The 15,820-nt window shown below is 66.3% G+C and carries 18 protein-coding genes; 8 read left to right on the top strand and 10 right to left on the bottom strand.

All coding sequences use genetic code 11. The features are described 5' to 3' along the window. Window positions 1–248 precede the first annotated feature (248 nt). The 5 genes from ACOZ4N_RS17995 to ACOZ4N_RS17975 are packed head-to-tail and all read left to right on the top strand — an operon-like array spanning window position 249 to window position 4,958. Window positions 249–1,526, top strand: a complete 1,278-nt coding sequence (locus tag ACOZ4N_RS17995; RefSeq protein WP_424017741.1) for an amino acid ABC transporter substrate-binding protein — start codon at window positions 249–251, stop codon at window positions 1,524–1,526. Beyond that, a complete protein-coding gene (locus ACOZ4N_RS17990) occupies window positions 1,519–2,421 on the top strand; it encodes a branched-chain amino acid ABC transporter permease (RefSeq protein ID WP_424017740.1) in 903 nt (300 codons plus the stop codon). Before ACOZ4N_RS17995 ends, ACOZ4N_RS17990 begins: the two co-directional genes overlap by 8 nt. 1 nt (window position 2,422) lies before the next feature. Further along, entirely contained in the window at window positions 2,423–3,475 is a 1,053-nt protein-coding gene (locus tag ACOZ4N_RS17985) for a branched-chain amino acid ABC transporter permease (RefSeq protein ID WP_424017739.1), read from the top strand. 2 nt (window positions 3,476–3,477) lie between these two features. Continuing rightward, window positions 3,478–4,209 (top strand): ABC transporter ATP-binding protein, encoded by a 732-nt coding sequence (locus ACOZ4N_RS17980; RefSeq protein ID WP_424017737.1) that lies wholly within the window; start codon window positions 3,478–3,480, stop codon window positions 4,207–4,209. Beyond that, entirely contained in the window at window positions 4,206–4,958 is a 753-nt protein-coding gene (locus ACOZ4N_RS17975) for an ABC transporter ATP-binding protein (protein ID WP_424017736.1), read from the top strand. The genes ACOZ4N_RS17980 and ACOZ4N_RS17975 overlap by 4 nt, the downstream gene beginning before the upstream one ends. On the opposite strand, the gene ACOZ4N_RS17970 is transcribed toward ACOZ4N_RS17975, so the two are convergent. Together ACOZ4N_RS17970 and ACOZ4N_RS17965 are read right to left on the bottom strand one after the other, a co-directional pair. Next, a complete protein-coding gene (locus ACOZ4N_RS17970) occupies window positions 4,955–5,377 on the bottom strand; it encodes a VanZ family protein (RefSeq protein WP_424017735.1) in 423 nt (140 codons plus the stop codon). The two genes, ACOZ4N_RS17975 and ACOZ4N_RS17970, sit on opposite strands and share 4 nt — an antisense overlap. Before the next feature lie 44 nt (window positions 5,378–5,421). Then, complete coding sequence (locus ACOZ4N_RS17965; protein ID WP_424017734.1) at window positions 5,422–6,543, bottom strand: endonuclease/exonuclease/phosphatase family protein; 1,122 nt, start codon at window positions 6,541–6,543, stop codon at window positions 5,422–5,424. Between the two features lie 153 nt (window positions 6,544–6,696). On the opposite strand from ACOZ4N_RS17965, the gene ACOZ4N_RS17960 reads away from it, so the two are divergent. Further along, window positions 6,697–8,643 (top strand): aldehyde ferredoxin oxidoreductase family protein, encoded by a 1,947-nt coding sequence (locus ACOZ4N_RS17960; RefSeq protein WP_424017733.1) that lies wholly within the window; start codon window positions 6,697–6,699, stop codon window positions 8,641–8,643. 190 nt (window positions 8,644–8,833) lie between these two features. On the opposite strand, the gene ACOZ4N_RS17955 is transcribed toward ACOZ4N_RS17960, so the two are convergent. Next, the gene (locus tag ACOZ4N_RS17955; protein WP_424017732.1) at window positions 8,834–9,472 is read right to left on the bottom strand and encodes a hypothetical protein; all 639 of its coding nucleotides are present in this window, start codon (window positions 9,470–9,472) and stop codon (window positions 8,834–8,836) included. A 71-nt stretch (window positions 9,473–9,543) separates the two neighbouring features. Further along, on the bottom strand, window positions 9,544–9,741 hold the full coding sequence (locus tag ACOZ4N_RS17950) for a hypothetical protein (protein ID WP_424017731.1): 198 nt from the start codon (window positions 9,739–9,741) through the stop codon (window positions 9,544–9,546). Window positions 9,742–9,870: 129 nt separating this feature from the next. Between ACOZ4N_RS17950 and ACOZ4N_RS17945 the strand changes: the two genes are divergently transcribed. Both ACOZ4N_RS17945 and ACOZ4N_RS17940 read left to right on the top strand, forming a co-directional pair. Further along, window positions 9,871–10,785: an alpha/beta fold hydrolase gene (locus tag ACOZ4N_RS17945; RefSeq protein WP_424017730.1), complete on the top strand. Its 915-nt coding sequence runs from the start codon at window positions 9,871–9,873 to the stop codon at window positions 10,783–10,785. Between the two features lie 36 nt (window positions 10,786–10,821). Next, window positions 10,822–11,262, top strand: coding sequence for a hypothetical protein (locus tag ACOZ4N_RS17940; RefSeq protein WP_424017729.1), 441 nt, complete (start codon window positions 10,822–10,824; stop codon window positions 11,260–11,262). A 45-nt stretch (window positions 11,263–11,307) separates the two neighbouring features. Here the strand turns inward: ACOZ4N_RS17940 and ACOZ4N_RS17935 are convergent, their stop codons facing one another. Genes ACOZ4N_RS17935 through arcS form a run of 6 tightly spaced genes read right to left on the bottom strand, consistent with a single transcriptional unit; the run spans window position 11,308 to window position 15,722 of the window. Continuing rightward, window positions 11,308–11,670, bottom strand: a complete 363-nt coding sequence (locus tag ACOZ4N_RS17935; protein ID WP_424017728.1) for a hypothetical protein — start codon at window positions 11,668–11,670, stop codon at window positions 11,308–11,310. Next, window positions 11,670–11,945 carry a hypothetical protein gene (locus tag ACOZ4N_RS17930; RefSeq protein ID WP_424017727.1) on the bottom strand — a complete coding sequence of 92 codons (276 nt, stop codon included), beginning with the start codon at window positions 11,943–11,945 and terminating at the stop codon, window positions 11,670–11,672. The genes ACOZ4N_RS17935 and ACOZ4N_RS17930 overlap by 1 nt, the downstream gene beginning before the upstream one ends. Beyond that, window positions 11,945–12,241 carry a ubiquitin-like small modifier protein 1 gene (locus ACOZ4N_RS17925; RefSeq protein WP_424017726.1) on the bottom strand — a complete coding sequence of 99 codons (297 nt, stop codon included), beginning with the start codon at window positions 12,239–12,241 and terminating at the stop codon, window positions 11,945–11,947. Before ACOZ4N_RS17925 ends, ACOZ4N_RS17930 begins: the two co-directional genes overlap by 1 nt. 41 nt (window positions 12,242–12,282) lie before the next feature. Then, the gene (locus tag ACOZ4N_RS17920) at window positions 12,283–12,666 is read right to left on the bottom strand and encodes a hypothetical protein (RefSeq protein WP_424017725.1); all 384 of its coding nucleotides are present in this window, start codon (window positions 12,664–12,666) and stop codon (window positions 12,283–12,285) included. A 45-nt stretch (window positions 12,667–12,711) separates the two neighbouring features. After that, the gene (locus ACOZ4N_RS17915) at window positions 12,712–13,914 is read right to left on the bottom strand and encodes a hypothetical protein (protein WP_424017724.1); all 1,203 of its coding nucleotides are present in this window, start codon (window positions 13,912–13,914) and stop codon (window positions 12,712–12,714) included. A 56-nt stretch (window positions 13,915–13,970) separates the two neighbouring features. Next, entirely contained in the window at window positions 13,971–15,722 is a 1,752-nt protein-coding gene (gene arcS / locus ACOZ4N_RS17910; RefSeq protein ID WP_424017723.1) for an archaeosine synthase subunit alpha, read from the bottom strand. Window positions 15,723–15,820: the final 98 nt, after the last annotated feature.

Here is a 15,820-nt window from a genome sequence, read left to right as displayed (position 1 = left end):
CTTTTCGGACTTCATCCGTTTATTGCCTCTAAAATCGTATTCAGTTCGGATTATTCTGTTTTCGCAGGATTGAGTTTTGCTTCTGGTGATCGCGAGAACATCGCGTGGTTGCGCCCGCGGGGCGACACGGTCCCGTTGTCGCGAGAGGACGCAAATTGTTGTTTTCTGTCCCATATTACCATACAATACTGAATAGAGTTCGAAATTGCGAAAGTGATATATACTGTGGTGCAAAATAGAGGGGCAGCATGCGAGATAACATCAAGAATACGGTGAACAGGCGGCAATTCACGAAGGCGGCGGGACTGACGGGAGCACTCGGTGTCGCGAGTGTCGCCGGCTGTATCGGTGGCGGCTCGGACAGAGGCGGAGACAAGTTCAAGTTCGGCGTGGTGACGTCCCTGTCCGGCGACCTCCGGTTCGGTGGCGAGGTCACCCGACGCGGGTACGACCTCTGGAAGAAGACGATCAACGAGAACGGCGGCATCGAGGTCGACGGCAGCAGCTACGAGGTCGAACTCACCTACGCGGACGCCAAATCCGACCCGAGTACGGGTGCGGACGCGGCCTCACAGATGATTACCAGCGAGAAGGTCGACGCGGTTCTGGGGCCGTACTCGAGTAACGTCACGCTGGCCGTGGCTCCCATCATGGAGAAAAACCGGACGCCACACATCTCCGGCAGTGCCGAGTCGCCGCGTATCTGGGAAGAACAGTACAAACACACGTTCGGGACCGTCCCGACGGTGACGCTGATCGCACAGCAGGCGGCCGAGGAGCTCCTCGCGCTGGACCCAAGCGCGGAGTCCGTGTACGTCAGCGGTGTCAACGGACCGTTCTCGAAGGCAACGGCGAGCGCGATGCGTGACGCGGCCGAAAACAAGGGTGTCGAGGTGCTGGCCTACGACCTGAACCCAGCCGACACCGACTGGACGAGCGTCGTCAGTAGCGCGAAAAGCGAGGACCCCGACCTCCACTTCCACGGCGGACACATCGGGAGCCACGTGAGTCTCCTGAAGGCAGCGGACCAGTTGAACTACGATCCGAACGGCTTTTTCTGTCACTACGGCGTGAACACGTCGGACTTCAAAGAGGGGCTCGGCGGGAGCGCCTCGGGAACGTTCGGAGCGACGGTGTGGCTCCCGAGCATCGAGCGTACCGGTGGCAAGCTGTTCGGTTCGGCTGCGGACTACGCCAAGGCCGCCCGGGACGAGTTCGACCAGTCGCCGGACTACACCCAGGCCGCCTCGAGCGCCGCGGGCATCGTCTACCAGCAGGCACTCGAAGAACTGGGCGCAGCCCCGCCGCTGTCGGATTCGGAACAGAGCAAGCTCGTAAGCATTCTCGAGGACATCGAAGTCCAGACGTTCTACGGCGACGTGACCTTCGAGACGGAAGGGCAGTTCTACCACAACAACACGACGACGACTCCGCTTCCCGTCCAGTTGCAGGGTGACGACAACGAGGCCGTTGTCGTCGGCTCGTCCTCGTCCGCGTCCGAGGCCGACTACCCAGTCAGTGAGTGAGACGATGGTCGCTACAGAACTTCTCAGTCAGTCGATCATAAACGGGCTGCTACTTGGGGGCATTTACGTCACCGTCGGCGTGGGCTTCGCGCTCGTGTTCGGTGTCCTGGAGATCATCGATTTCGCCGTCGGTGAGTACGTGATGCTCGGGGCCTTTACCGGGGCCATCGTCGCTCCGGTGGTCGGCGGCGAGGGGCTGTTGGTGGTGCCGCTGGCGTTCGTCGCCTTCTTCCTGGTGGGCGTCGTCATCCAGCCGTTCATCCACCACGTGACGACGGGCGACAGACCGATGCCGTTGCTGATGGGACTCGTGTTCACGTTCGGGCTCGCGACCTTCATGCGCGGGTCGGTCCTGACGATCTTCGGCCCGAACACGCGCAACGTGCCGACCAACGCCCTGAGTGGCGGCATCGAGATCGGCGGGCTCGGGACGTTCCCGGAAGTGCGCGTCGTCACCGCCGTCGTGGGCGTGCTCTCGCTCGTCGCGTTCATGTACTACCTCTACCGGACGACCGGCGGGACGGCCATCCGGGCCATCGCCGAGGACCGCGACATCGCCCGCCTGATGGGCGTCAACATCAACCGCTACCAGTCCATCTCGTACGGGGTCTACGCCGGCCTGACGGCGACGGGTGGCGTGTTCATCGGTCTCATCTACTCGGCCGGTCCCGGGATGGGGCTGCAGTACACCGCGTTCGCGTTCTTCATGATCGTGCTCGCGGGGCTTGGCTACCTGCCCGGCATCATCATCAGCGGGATCGTCCTCGGACTGGCCCAGTCGCTGACGGCGGTCTACCTCGGCGGCGAGCTGGTGTTTTTCGTCCTGTTCGGGATGATCTACGTGCTCCTGTTGGTCCGGCCCGAAGGACTGCTCGGCAAAGGGGAGGTGGCTTGACGTGGGGACTGAGAACGACCTGGCGGTTCGTGACCGCCTCCAGGCGCTGCTCGGGCGGGACGACGCGCACCTCTGGCTGTTCGGTATCGGAGCGGTCGTCCTGGCGGTGTTGCCGTTCGCGCTCAGCACGTTCTGGACGCGCATCGCGCTGGGCGCGCTGATGTGGGTCGGCCTGGCCCAGTCCTGGAACATGATCGGCGGCTACGCCGGGTACCTGGACTTCGGTCACGGTGCGTACTTCGGCGTCGGCGCGTTCGTCACCGGAATCGCCATGGTCGAACTCGAACTGCCGTTCGTCGCCGGCCTCCTGATCGCGGGTGCGTTCTGTGCCGTGCTGGCCTACGTCGTCGGCGTCCCGACGCTCCGACTCTCCGGGGCCTATTTCGCCATCGCGACCTGGGCGTTCGCGGAAGCGATCAAGGAACTCGCGCTCATCCTGGAGATCACCGGCGGCACCTACGGGATGACGTTCCCGACGGGGCCCGGCACGTCCGGCATCCCGCTGGTCGGCTGGCCCGACGAGACGTTCTTCTACTACCTGATGATGGTACTCACGCTGGGGACCATCGCGCTGGCCTACTGGCTGTTCGAGCACAGCGAGTTCGGCTTCCGGGTCAAGGCCATCCGGGATGACGAGGACGCCGCCCAGTCGCTGGGTATCGACGCTACGAAGATCAAACGCCGGGTGTACGTCATCTCGTGCGTCATCGCCGCGCTGTTCGGCGGCGCAAACGCGTACTACATCACGTTCATCCATCCGAGCGACGTACTCGCGCCGATCATCACCGACCAGATGATCATCATGGCGCTATTGGGCGGACTGGGCACCATCGGCGGCCCCATCATCGGCGGCGTGTTGATCTTCCTGCTCAACCGTCTGTCCTCGCTGTTCCTCGGAAACACGACGATCTACCTGCCGCTGATCGGACTGCTCATCATGGCCACCGTCCTGTTCGCGCCCAGCGGCGTCGTCGGCATCCTCCGCGGTGAGGTCGGCCGCGAGGACGTCAAACAGAACCTGCGCGAACTCGCCGAAAAATTCGACATCCTGTAACCATGTCCGAGACACTACTCCAGACCGACGGGCTGACGAAACGGTTCGGCGCACTGACCGCGAACGACGAGATTACCCTCAGCGTCGACCGCGGCGAGATCCGCGGGATCATCGGCCCGAACGGGAGCGGGAAGACCACGTTTTTCAACTCGCTCACCGGCTTCTACACGCCCGACGCAGGCACGGTTACCTTCGAAGGTACCGACATCACCGGCTGGGACTCCCACCGCATCGCCCGCGAGGGGATCGGGCGGACGTTCCAGATCGCCGCGCCGTTCGGCAACATGACCGTCCGGCAGAACATGCTGGCGGTCCAGACGCCGAAATCCGTCGACGAACACGAGCGGGCACAGGAGATCCTCGAGTTCCTCGACATCGACCACATCGCCGACGACGACGCCAGCGGGATGAGCGGCGGCCAGAAGAAACTGCTCGGACTGGGTCGCGTGCTGATGCTCGATCCGGCGTGTATCCTGCTCGACGAACCCACCGCCGGCGTCAACCCCGCGCTGGCCGACCGGATCCTCGATCACCTGCGGGAACTCAACGAGCAAGGGACGACGTTCCTGATCATCGAACACGACATGGACGTCCTCAAACAGATCGTCGACACCGTGTCGGTGCTCGATCAGGGCCAACACATCGTCCAGGGGACCTTCGAGGAGGTCAGCACGGACGAGCGGGTTCGCGAGGCCTATCTCGGCTCGGCCGACGGGGACGAGGTGCCGATATGAGTACCGACACGCCACAGCGGGCGATGCGAGGCGACTCGGACCCGCCGGTTCTCAAGGCGGAAGGCATCGTGACGGGCTACGGTGACCACGAGGTCATCCACGACGTGGACATCCAGTCACACGAGGGGATCACCTGTCTGTTCGGGCCCAACGGCAGCGGGAAATCGACGCTGCTGAAGACGCTCAACGGCAGCGTCCCGATCTGGGACGGGACGATCACCTACGGCGGCGTCGACCTCTCGGACGCCAAGCCGGACGAGATCGTCCGCGAGGGGATCGCGACGGTCCCGCAGGGCGGCGGCGTCTTCGGGACGCTCACCGTCGAGGAGAACCTCCGGGTCGGTGGGTTCACCGTCTCGGATACGGACGCGTATCGGCGGCGTCGAGAAGAAGTCCTCGACGCGTTCCCCGCACTCGAAGACAAACTGGGCGACAGAGCGTCGTCGCTGTCGGGCGGACAGCAGATGATGGTGAGCCTCGGTCGAGCGATGATGACGGGCGCGGACACGTTCCTGCTCGACGAACCGAGCGCGGGTCTCTCGCCCGCGCTCGTCGAGGACGCCTTCGAACTCGTCGAACGACTGGTCGACCGCGGGGCACGTGTCATCCTCATCGAGCAGAACGTGAAGGCCGCGCTCCGCCTGGCCGATCACGTCAACATCCTCGTGGCGGGTGAACTCGCCTTCGACGGGTCGCCCGAGGAACTCGCGGACGAGAACGAACTGATGGAAGTCTACCTCGGCCTCTAGTCTTCCCCCGCGGTTCGTCCCCGGCCCCCGTCAGCGCGACGCGACACCAACGAGAGGGCGATTCCGACCAGAAGCGCGCCGAGCGTATTCGCCAGCACGTCCAGCAGATCGAACGACCGGACCGGCAGGAACGACTGAACGACTTCGATGCCACCGCCGTACGCGACCGCGAGGGCGACGGCCAGTGCGACGCGTCGCCCCGTCGTCGCCCGGAGCGCGTACGCGACCAGCAGCGTCAACGTCGCGTACCCCACAGCGTGTAGCCACTTGTCCACGCCGACGAACCCGAGGGGACCGGTCGGTGCCAGCCCGCCGGCCGGTGGGGCCACGACCGAGGCCACCAGCAGGACCGCGGCGTACGCGACGGCCGGGACGGCGCGACCGGACCCGGGCACACCGATTGCGGACGACCACTGCATACCCACGGCTGGTCGCCCGACGGGCAAGTCTCCTCGGGTCGCGGTCACCGCGGCGCGAGCGTCCAGTCGAGTTCGAGCCCGACGTGGTCGGTCAGGTAGTTCGGCCGTTCCTCGTCGTCGTCGGCGTAGAACTGGCCCGGCGGTGCCAGTTGCCGCCAGAACACCCGCCGCCTGATGTCCGCGACCGACAGCCGACAGTCGTGACTCGGCCGCGTCGGCTCGACGAAGACGTAGTCGATGCGGTCGCCGCCCGCGCCCCCGTCGCAGTAGGAGGGCGGGCTCTCGGCCGACTCGAACGCACAGCCGCCGGTGATGGCGGTGCGGTTCGTCCCGCCCGAACCCTCGGCGTACTGGAGCCAGGCGTCCTCCAGCCCGAGGTCGTCCCGGACCGCAGTGAGGGTGCCGTACTCGCCCCCGCCGGCACCGACGTTGAAATCGCCCGCGACGACGGTCGGGACGCGGTTGTCCGGATCGTACTCGGCTTCGACGGACTGGACGAACGCCCGGAGTTCCTCGAGCTGGTCGGCCCGGTACTCGGCGGGCGTGGGCGGGTCCGAGAACGGGTTCAGGTCGACGTACGGGATGCCACCGCCGGCCAGCAGGTGCGTCGTGAACAGGTCGATCTGCCCGACGCCGAAGTCCAGCCGCGTGTACAGGACGCCCTTCTTCGCCCAGGCGTCGGCGTCGCGGGGCTCGTAGCCGTCCGCGTCGAACTCCATGCGCTCCATCGCGACGATGTCGGGACCGCCGAGCGCGAGCGTGTACAGGCCGCTCGATTTCTCGAATTCGGCCGGCGGCCCGATCTCGTAGTCGACCGCCCGCCCGACTGGCTGACGGATCGTCTCGCGCTGTTCGGAGGAGAACACCTCACAGAGTGCGGCCACGTCGATGTCGCTGCCCGCGAGTCGGTCCCCGAACGCCTCGGCCCGCGCCTGCAACGCCGGTTTGGCGATGTCCGTGTCGTTGCCAATGATCCCGTTGAGCAACCACAGGTTCTGCCACAGGAACCGGTAGGTCTCACCTGCGCCGCCGGTCGATCCGCCGACCGCCTGTCCGATACCCGACGCCCCGACTACGCCGACGCTCCCGGCGACCGTCGCTCCCGTCCGTAACACGTCGCGTCGCTGCATCTGCTCGCTCCCCGGTTGGGTGTTACTGTCTCCCATTTGCTCCCGTGGGCCACCACGAGCGGTCACCACCCAATAATTTCACCGGACATAGACGGCCATTTATCCGATAGTGCGTAACCAGTACCGGTTACTGAGTCCTGAGAACGACTAACAGGCTTCAGCCCTTATGTTATTACGGTACGTTAAATCATGACAGACCTCGGAGGATTCCACGACACCGTCGCCCGCGTCGATCTGAGCGCGGGGGACGTACAGTACGAGGGTATCGACGACGAGGACGCGGAGAAGTACATCGGCGCGCGCGGCCTCGGCGTCAAGTACGTCTTCGATCAGGGACCCGAGGTCGACCCCCTGGGCGAGGACAACCTGCTGGCGTTCATGAACGGGCCGCTCACGGGCACCCAGACCACGATGAGCGGTCGGATCGCCATCTGCACGAAATCGCCGCTGACGGGCACCGTCACCGACTCCCACCACGGCGGCTGGTCGGGCGCACGGCTCAAGTGGGCGGGTTTCGACGGCCTGCTGTTCGAGGGGAAAGCAGACGAGCCGGTCTACGCCGTCGTCGAGGACGGCGAGGTCGAACTCCGTGATGCCTCCCACCTCTGGGGCAAGGGCGTCCACGAGACACGCGACCGGCTGGAGGAGGAAGTCGAGGGGTCCTACGGCAAGAACCTCTCGATGATGGCCATCGGGCAGGCCGGCGAGAACGAGGTCAAGTACGCCTGCATCATCAACGAGGACGACCGCGCCTCGGGCCGTGGCGGCACCGGCTGTGTGATGGGCTCGAAGAACCTGAAAGCCGTCGTCGTCCGATCCTCGACGAAGATGCCCCAGCCCGCGGACCCGGAGACGTTCAAGAAGGGCCACAAGCAGGCCATGCAGGTCATCCAGGAGTCGGACGTGACCGCACCCAACGAGGGCGGTCTCTCGCTGTACGGCACGAACGTCCTGATGAACGTCACCGAGGAGATGGACGGCCTCCCCACGAAGAACGGCCGCTACTCCTCGACGAAGTCGATGTCCGACGCCGAGGGCGACGGCGAGCGCATCATCGACTCCGAGAAGGTAAGCGGCGAGAACGTCCGGGAGAACATCCTCGTCGACGAGCCGACCTGTCACTCCTGCCCGGTCGCCTGCAAGAAGGAAGTCGAAGTCCAGGCGATGCACAAGGGCGAGGAGATGAACGTCCGGATGGAGTCTTACGAGTACGAGTCCGCCTGGGCGCTCGGCCCGAACTCGGGCCACCACGACCGCGACCGCATCGCCGTCATGCTCGACCTGTGTAACGACCTCGGGATGGACACCATCGACACCGGCAACACCATCGCGATGACGATGGAGATGATCGAGGAGGGGAAACTCGACTTCGAGGACTCCATCGACTGGGGCGACGCAGACGAGATGATCGACCTCATCGAGCGGATCGGTCACCGGGAGACCGACCTCGCCGACCACATGGCCGAAGGCCCCGACCACCTGGCCGAGGAGTTCGACGCCCACGAGAACTCCCTGGCCGTCAAGGGCCAGTCGATGGCCGCCTACGACCCCCGCTGTATGAAGGGCATGGCCATCGGCTACGCCACCTCGAACCGCGGCGCGTGCCACCTGCGCGGCTACACGCCCGCCGCCGAGATCCTGGGCGTCCCCCAGAAGGTCGATCCCTACGACCCCGAGGGGAAGGGCGAACTCTGTGCCACCTTCCAGGACATGCACGCCATCTCCGACTCCTTCGACATCTGCAAGTTCAACGCCTTCGCGGAGGGCATCGAGGAGTACGTCCTGCAGTACAGCGGGATGACCGGCCTCGACGTGAGCGAGGAGGACCTGATGACCGCCGGCGAACGCATCTACAACCTGGAACGGTACTACAACAACCTCGCCGGCTTCGACGGCGACGACGACGACCTGCCCGACCGCTTCGTCGAGGGCAACGAGAACGCCATCCCGGCACAGGGAGCCAGCGAGGGCGAACTCGCGGAACTCGACCAGCTCAAAGCCGAGTACTACGAGGTCCGCGACTGGGTCGACGGCGTCGTCCCCGACGAGAAACTCGACGAACTCGACATCGACGTGGGTCCCGGCACCGGCGTCTCCATGGGCGACTCCGGCGCGGCCGCACCCGGCGACGACTAGCCACCTTTTTGGCGAGGGGGTCGCTGGGCGACCCCCTCGACAAAAACGTGGTTCCCGCGAGCGAAGCGAGCGGGTGCTCGGAAGACGAACGGAGTGAGTCTTCCGGTGGCGAAAAAGCCGAACTCGCGGCTCCGCCGCGAGTTCGGGACGACGACCCGGTGGCGACCGCCTCACGCACGCTTTTTTCGACTCACCGCACCAGCAGTGCCGCCAACAGCCCACCCGCCAGCGCCAGACCGCCGAGAAGCCAGCCCTCGACCTGTGTCGCGAACGCCTCCGCTTCGGCCGTGTAGAGAAACTGCTCGGTGACGACCAGCCCGATCAGCCCGGCAGCGGCGGATCGGCCCCCGAACAGTCCGCCACGGTCACGGTCCCGACCGACTGACCGGTACCCCGAGCCACGCGCCACGCCGAGCAGGACCCGGATCGCCAGCCGCCCGGCCCAGGTTCCCGACCGACGTTCGATGATCGCGAGGAGGTGGACCCCGAACCGCGCGGTCGGATGCCGTCCGAGTTCTCGCACGGTCGTCTCGTCGACCGACCGGTCGTCTTCGACAGCCAGGAGCATCCGTTCGAGGGCGAAGGCGGCGACGACCGTGGCCACGGCACCCAGGTGCGTCGCGCCGACGACCCACGACGAGAGCGGGCCACGAACCGGATACGCCCAGCTGGCCGCGAGCACAGCGACGACACCGCCCCGCGAGAGCCAGTACAGCCGCTGGACGAGTTCGTCGTAGGCGTAGCGATTCAAAATATCGGTCAGCCGCGCCGTCGCGTCCGCGACGACGGCGGCCGGCAGTTCTTCGGCCGCCGGGTCGTCACCCCCCATCGGTAGTCGGTCGTGGTTCCCGGCCAGCCATCAAGGTGGCGAGTCGGTTCCGGCCGACACCGCCGGCCCGCTCAGCCCAGGAACACGCGAAGCCACGGGATCGACTGCACGAACGACTGGTCTTCGAGCCACGCGTCGACGCCCGGGATGCGGCCGGCACCGATGGCACCGAGACCGAACAGCAGGATGGCGTAGCCGATCCAGTGGTCCGAGTGCTCGAATCGCGTTTCACGACCGAACAGTTCCGCTTCGAGGGTGCGCGTGGACATGATCTGTGTCGCTCCGAGCGCATATGTATTAACGATTATTATATAAATTGTAGATTATTCTCGGCGAACAGGAACGAGGCCGCCGCCGTGTCGGTGCGGCTTAGTGGCTCGGCCGCGAGCAGACGTGTGATGGACGATCCGCTCGCGAACGTCGATCTCGAACACCACAACGCCGTCGTCGACGACGTGCGCCTCCACTACGTCGCCGCCGGACCCGAAGACGGGGAGGTAGTGGTCCTGGTACACGGCTTCCCGGAGTTCTGGTACTCCTGGCGCTACCAGCTCCCGGCCCTCGCCGAGGCGGGCTACCGCGTCGTCGCCCCAGACCTCCGGGGATACAACCGCTCGGAGAAACCACACGGCATCGACAGCTACGCCATCGAGAATCTGGTCGGAGACGTGGTCGGCCTGATCCGACGCCACGGCGAGACCGCCCACCTCGTCGGCCACGACTGGGGCGGGGCCATCGCCTGGGCCGTCGGCATGCAACGCCCCGACGTTCTGGACAGCCTGACCGTGATGAACGCGCCCCATCCGGCCGCGTTCGCCCGGGAGTTCGACCTCTCGCAGTTGAAACGCTCCTGGTACGTCCTCTTTTTCCAGGTGCCGTGGCTCCCCGAACGTCTGCTCTCGGCGGGCGGAGCCCGCGCCGTCGGCGAGGTGTTCCGCGACCAGCCCGCGAACCCCGACGCCTTCGACGACGAAGACATCCAGCGCTACCGCGAGGCGTTCGCCCGACCCGGTGCCGCCCGCGCCGCCGTCAACTACTACCGGGCCTACGTCGACGGCATCGGCGTCCCGATGGCCAAGGCCACCCTGCCCGGCCTCCGGCGCTTCTTCGATCCGCCGGGCGATACCGAGATCACGGTCCCCACGCTGGTGCTGTGGGGCGAGCAGGACGCCGCGCTCGGCGTCGGCATCTCGGAGGGACTGGACGAGTGGATTCCGGACCTCCGGGTCGAGCGCTTCCCCGAGGCCAGCCACTGGGTGCAGTGTGACGTGCCCGAGGCGGTCACCGAGGAACTGTTGGCCTTTCTGGACTGACAGAAGACACTTACCCGGGGTGGCGGAATCGCGGGTATGTCATCGGTCGAGTCGAGGAGAGAGATGATCGTCTCTCTGGGGGCAGCAGCTACTGTCGGGATAGCCGGGTGTCGCACTACCGAGAACACCACGACCGAATCCGGTTCGGGGAACGAGAGTCAGTACTCCGGCGTATCGAACGAGCGGGCCAAAGAGATCGCACTCGAAGCCGAATTTGGATACGTGGAAGATCAGCTCGCGAACGCAGACTGTCTGGCCGATTGGGGAACCAGCGGTTCGGCAGTGCAAGAGGAAGCAGCAATCGATTATCGGACCAGCGAGGGTGTGTACGTCGACGTAGTAGTAGGATATTGGACTGCTACCCGAAATATGGAAGGTGATTCTGGCTCGGAAGCGCGATATTTTGTCACTCGAGACGAGACCGAGCGAGTCGATGGAACGGACATCTCCCCATGTGCGAACGCGACAGTGCGATAGGGACTGAGACGGACGCGATTCCGTCAACGCCGACGGGAACGAGAACTACGCCCCGGTCCCGAGCACCACACACTCTCTGATCTCCAGGGCCATCTCGAACTCCTCGATCCGGCCCAGTCGCCGACCGTCACGGGTCAGTTGTTCGTGGTGGGCCCGCCGCACGGCGTCGACCTCGCGCTCGCCGAGGTCGAGGCGGTCCCGGATCGCCTGCCAGTGGCCGTCCTCGACGAAGAAGGCCGTGCGGTCGTCGGTCTCGTACGCGCGTTCGTACTCGCGGGCGTACGTCTCGCGCCGGGGGCCCAGGTCCGCGGCCACGCGGTCGACCAGTTCGGGCAGCCGCTGGGGGCCGACGCTCGCTTTCGCCGCCACGAGGACCAGCACTTCCCCCTCGATTGGGTCGCCGGCCATCAGCCACCCGCTCGCATCGCTTTCTGCGTGAACTTCTCGACGAGTTCCTCGACGGTGTCCTCGCCGCCCTCGAAGACGACCGACACCTCCGTCAGCTTCATCGAGCCGGCGACCGAGACCTTTTCGGCCGACAGCGTGGCCGTCCAGTCCTCGCCGGCGACTTCGGCTTCCGCGTCGTCCTCGCGCTCGCCCGCGACGAGTTCGCCGCCGAGGTTCTCGAGGTAGTGGACCGCCAGCCGCTTGGAGATGCCCCGGAACGCCTCCTCGCGGCGCATCAGATCACCTCGCCCGCACCGCCCGCGACCGGCGGGAACACCGACAGGGAGTCGCCGTCTTCGAGTACCGTCGCCCCGCCGTCCATGTGGGTCACGTCCCGGCCGTTCTTGAGGACCGACAGCTGTGGGCGGATGGTCCCGTCCTCGTCGAGCAACTGCGCTTCGAGGTCGGGATACTCCGCCTCCAGCGTCGAGAGGACCTCGGCGACCGTCGCCCCGTCGGGGAACTCCCGGTCGAGGGACTTCTGCCCGACGATGGCCCGGTAGGTGGCGAAGAACCTGCATTCGAGGTGCATACCGCCACGCAGGGGTGCAGACGGCTTAAATCCCCGCCGCCTCAGAGGTCCCGGAGGCGGATGCCGTCCTCGACGACGCGCTGGTTGCGCTCCCGGTCCAGGCGCTCGGCCAGCTCCTCGTGTTCGTACAGCTGACCGATCAGGTCGGCCATCAGGTTGCGCCAGCAGATGGCGTAGATCGGTGACTGGCCCCAGGCCCGAAGTTCGGGCACGAAGGCGTCGTAGGTGTCCATCCGCTCCTCGAAGAGCTCGATGGCGTCGAGGACGTAGCCGGCGGCCTCGTCGTCGTCGCTGTCGGCGATGGCGCGGTTGATCCGTCGTTCCCAGCCCTCGACGGCCCGTTTCATGTCTTTTCGGGCCGCACCGTCGTCGTCGGGAAACGAATCGAGAATAGGTTCCGGAACCGCGAGTGAGATCTCGTCCATACCCCCGCGAGGGGCGGGCCGAACTAAAACGTCCCGGCGGAGTAGTTACGCGCCCGCACCGAAACCGGTACCCGTGCCGCCACCAGCCTCGACTTCGGGGCCGTACTGGAGTTGAACGTCGTCGAGGAACGCCGACACCGACGGAACCCGACGGGAGAACGAGGCCGCGTTCTCGGGCACGTCGGGCTGGCTCCCGACACTCGCGGTGACGTCGTAGTCACCGAACCGACCGGAGGCGACGATGTAGAGCGTCTCACCGGATTCGAGCGACTCGGCGAGCGTCACGTTCCCGTAGGCCGAAAAGCCCGAGCCGACCTGGATCCGCGTGTCGGCCGGAATCGCGTCGCCACCCTCGTGGGTCAGCGCGAGGACCTGTCCCTCGCTGGTCGTCGAGACCGTCGCGTCGGGGTACTCACCCGCCCAGTCGGGCCGGGTGACGCTGGTCGAGCCGACGCCGGAGACGGTCACGGTCATGCTCTCGGTCTGGCTGGTGTTGACGTTCGTCGCTTCCCAGTGCAGTTCGCGGATGACACCCTCGGGCGTGACGAGGGCGTAGCCGCTGGCGTTCTGGAGTCCCGACCTGACGTTCCAGTCCGAGGACGACCGGTTGAAGCCGTTCACTGCGAGGCGAAGGACCTGCTGGCCGTCGACCGTCGTCGTCCCGTCGACCGACAGCGACATCGAGTCGAGCGTGACGAACGGAATCACACGGAAAAGGCCCAGGAACTGATAGCCCGTGTAGAGGTTCGTCTCACCGTGGGAGTAGGTGACCGGTGGCGATTGCGAGGTGTTCCGCCGAACGACCGTCGACCCGGAGCGCCACCAGGTCCCGGACCGACCGGTCGTCGCGTTGACGTACCGGAGCCGTTCCCCGCTGGAGCCGTTCCTGTGGACGAGTCCGAGCGTCCCACCGCTGGACTTGAAGGCCATCCGCGTCTCGGCGTTGGACCCGGCCGCCTCGAAGTGGCTGGTGACCAGCGCCGTCGCGTTGGTGACACCGGAGCTGTCGACCCCCGGCGGGTACATGTCCGACGACACCGTGTCCATGCCACCGCTGCCCGGCCCGGCCGGCGAGATTCCGATGTCCAGCGAGTCCGGCACGTCCGGACTACTCAGTTCGGTCTCGGCCTGTGCGCCGTCCGTCGCAGTTTCGTTGCCGGTCGGGGACGCCGTCCCCTGGCCACCGCCGTTACAGCCCGCCAACACGAGCATCACGGCGACCGTCACAGTCAGCAATATGCGTTTCATCTATCACGTTATCGCAGAGAACCGACGAATAAACTTCCGCTTCGGGGTTGCCGGAATTACCGTTCGTCGACGTGGCGAACCTCGCTGGCGATGCCCCGCGTCGACTCGACCATCTCCGGGCCGCTCATGGCCGCGCGGCCGACGCCGAACGCGGCCGACCCCTCGATCACCACCTCGTCGCCCGGCCGGATCGAGTCGCTGGCGTCGACCACGCCCGGCGCGAGGACGCTCCCGTGGGGCACGAAGTCGTCGATCTCGACCCGTTTGACCGGCACGTCGCTCTCGACCCAGCGCCGGCCACCCGCGAGCGTCAACGAGAGCACGCCGTACTCGGGGACCATCGCGGCCAGTTGCTCGCCGTCGGCGTCGGTCACCCGCAGTTTCGGGTAGCGTGACTCGGTGTGCAGGTCGTCGAACAGGTCGTCGCCGGCCCCGTCCCCGAACTGGTAGTCCGCGATCGCTCGGATCGTGTTGTGTTCGCGCTCGCGTTTGGGGTAGGTCAACTCGCCCTCCAGTTCGGCCGCGAGGTTCGACAGCGACTCGCTGGTCGTCGGATGATCGTCGACGGTGAAGACCGGATCGACGTCGAGGTCGGCGGTGGCGCGCTCGACGATCTCGCGGTAGCCCTCGGGCGGGACGTGGGCGATCACTTCGGGGTAGTCGTTGCGCCGGAGGTACGCTTCCAGCACGTCGCTGACGAACTCGATCTCCGTGGCGGTCCACTCGCCCGTCACGACGGAGTCGTAGTGCTGGGCGGGGTAGGTACATTCCAGTTCCTGGGGGACGACGCCGATGGGCGAGGTCATCGAGGCGACGTGGGCGCGCCACTGGATCACGTCGTGGTACTGGCCGTGGCTCTGTGACTCGCTGTAGGGTTTCTTGGCCGAGCAGGGCACCAGCACGAGGGGACTGGCAAAGCGGTTGCGGTACCGGGTGGTGACGCGTTCGGCGAAGCGCTGGATCTCGACTCGCCTGATGGTGTCGTCGGTCGCGGCCGTGATCTCCTCGCGCCTGACGATTGGCGTCCGCTGTTCGAGGTAGCCGTACTCCTGGTCCAGCCGCCGGAACGTGGCGGTGAGCCACTGGTCGTGGCGGGCCTGCCCCTCGATGTAGTCCCGGAGCGACCCGTCACGAACCCGGCGGCGAACCCGCGCGAGTTCCGCGGCCAGCGCGCGCTGGTTGTGTTCGGCACAGTCCTCGCGGTCGAACTCGTCGCGGGGCTGCTGGCAAGCCGGGCACGCACAGGGGAGTTCGTCCAGGTCTTCGAGGAAGTACTCGCCGTCGGTCGCCTGGTAGAACCCCTGGGTGCCCCGCAGGACAGCGCGATCCGTGTCCACGAGGTCCACGCCGGCGTAGACCAGCGTCGCGACGTTCGCGGGCGTGGCGACGCCCGGGAGGTACAGCGCGGTGTCGGCGGGCGTGGCCTCCCGGGTACTGATGACGGCGTCCACGAACGCGGCCGCGTGGCCGGCGTAGCCGCTCGCGTTCGAGAGGACGTAGGCGTCCGTACCGTGGTCGGTCGCGGTCTCGGGCGAGACGACCGCGGCGCTGGGGTAGTCCACGTCCGGATAGTCGACGGCGAAGGCGGATTCGACTTCCTCGGGCGTGCCGGCGGGCAGGCCCCGGTGGGGGAGGACGGTGAGCGTCGCGTCGTCGCCCTCGGGCACCTCGCGGTCCTCGGGCCAGAGACTGCCCGCGTCGGTGACGACCTCGTCGGCCAGCGCAGGCGTGGTGAGTGGGTCCGCGAGCCGGAGTTCCCCGATGCGGGCGGCCCCGTCCCGCTCGTGGACCTCGAAGTAATCGGTCATGGCACCGTCTCGGGCGAGCGCGGCCGAGTATCTTTCCTTCCGACGCGCCAGCGGCTGCCCCGGTGCCCGCCGTCGCCGAAGCGATTGGAAAATCTATA

Origin of the sequence: Halorientalis pallida (genome assembly GCF_049605515.1) — an archaeon.
Taxonomy (GTDB): domain Archaea; phylum Halobacteriota; class Halobacteria; order Halobacteriales; family Haloarculaceae; genus Halorientalis; species Halorientalis pallida_A.
Note: the sequence above shows the minus strand (reverse complement) of the source record. Positions and strands in the feature narration are given on the sequence as shown.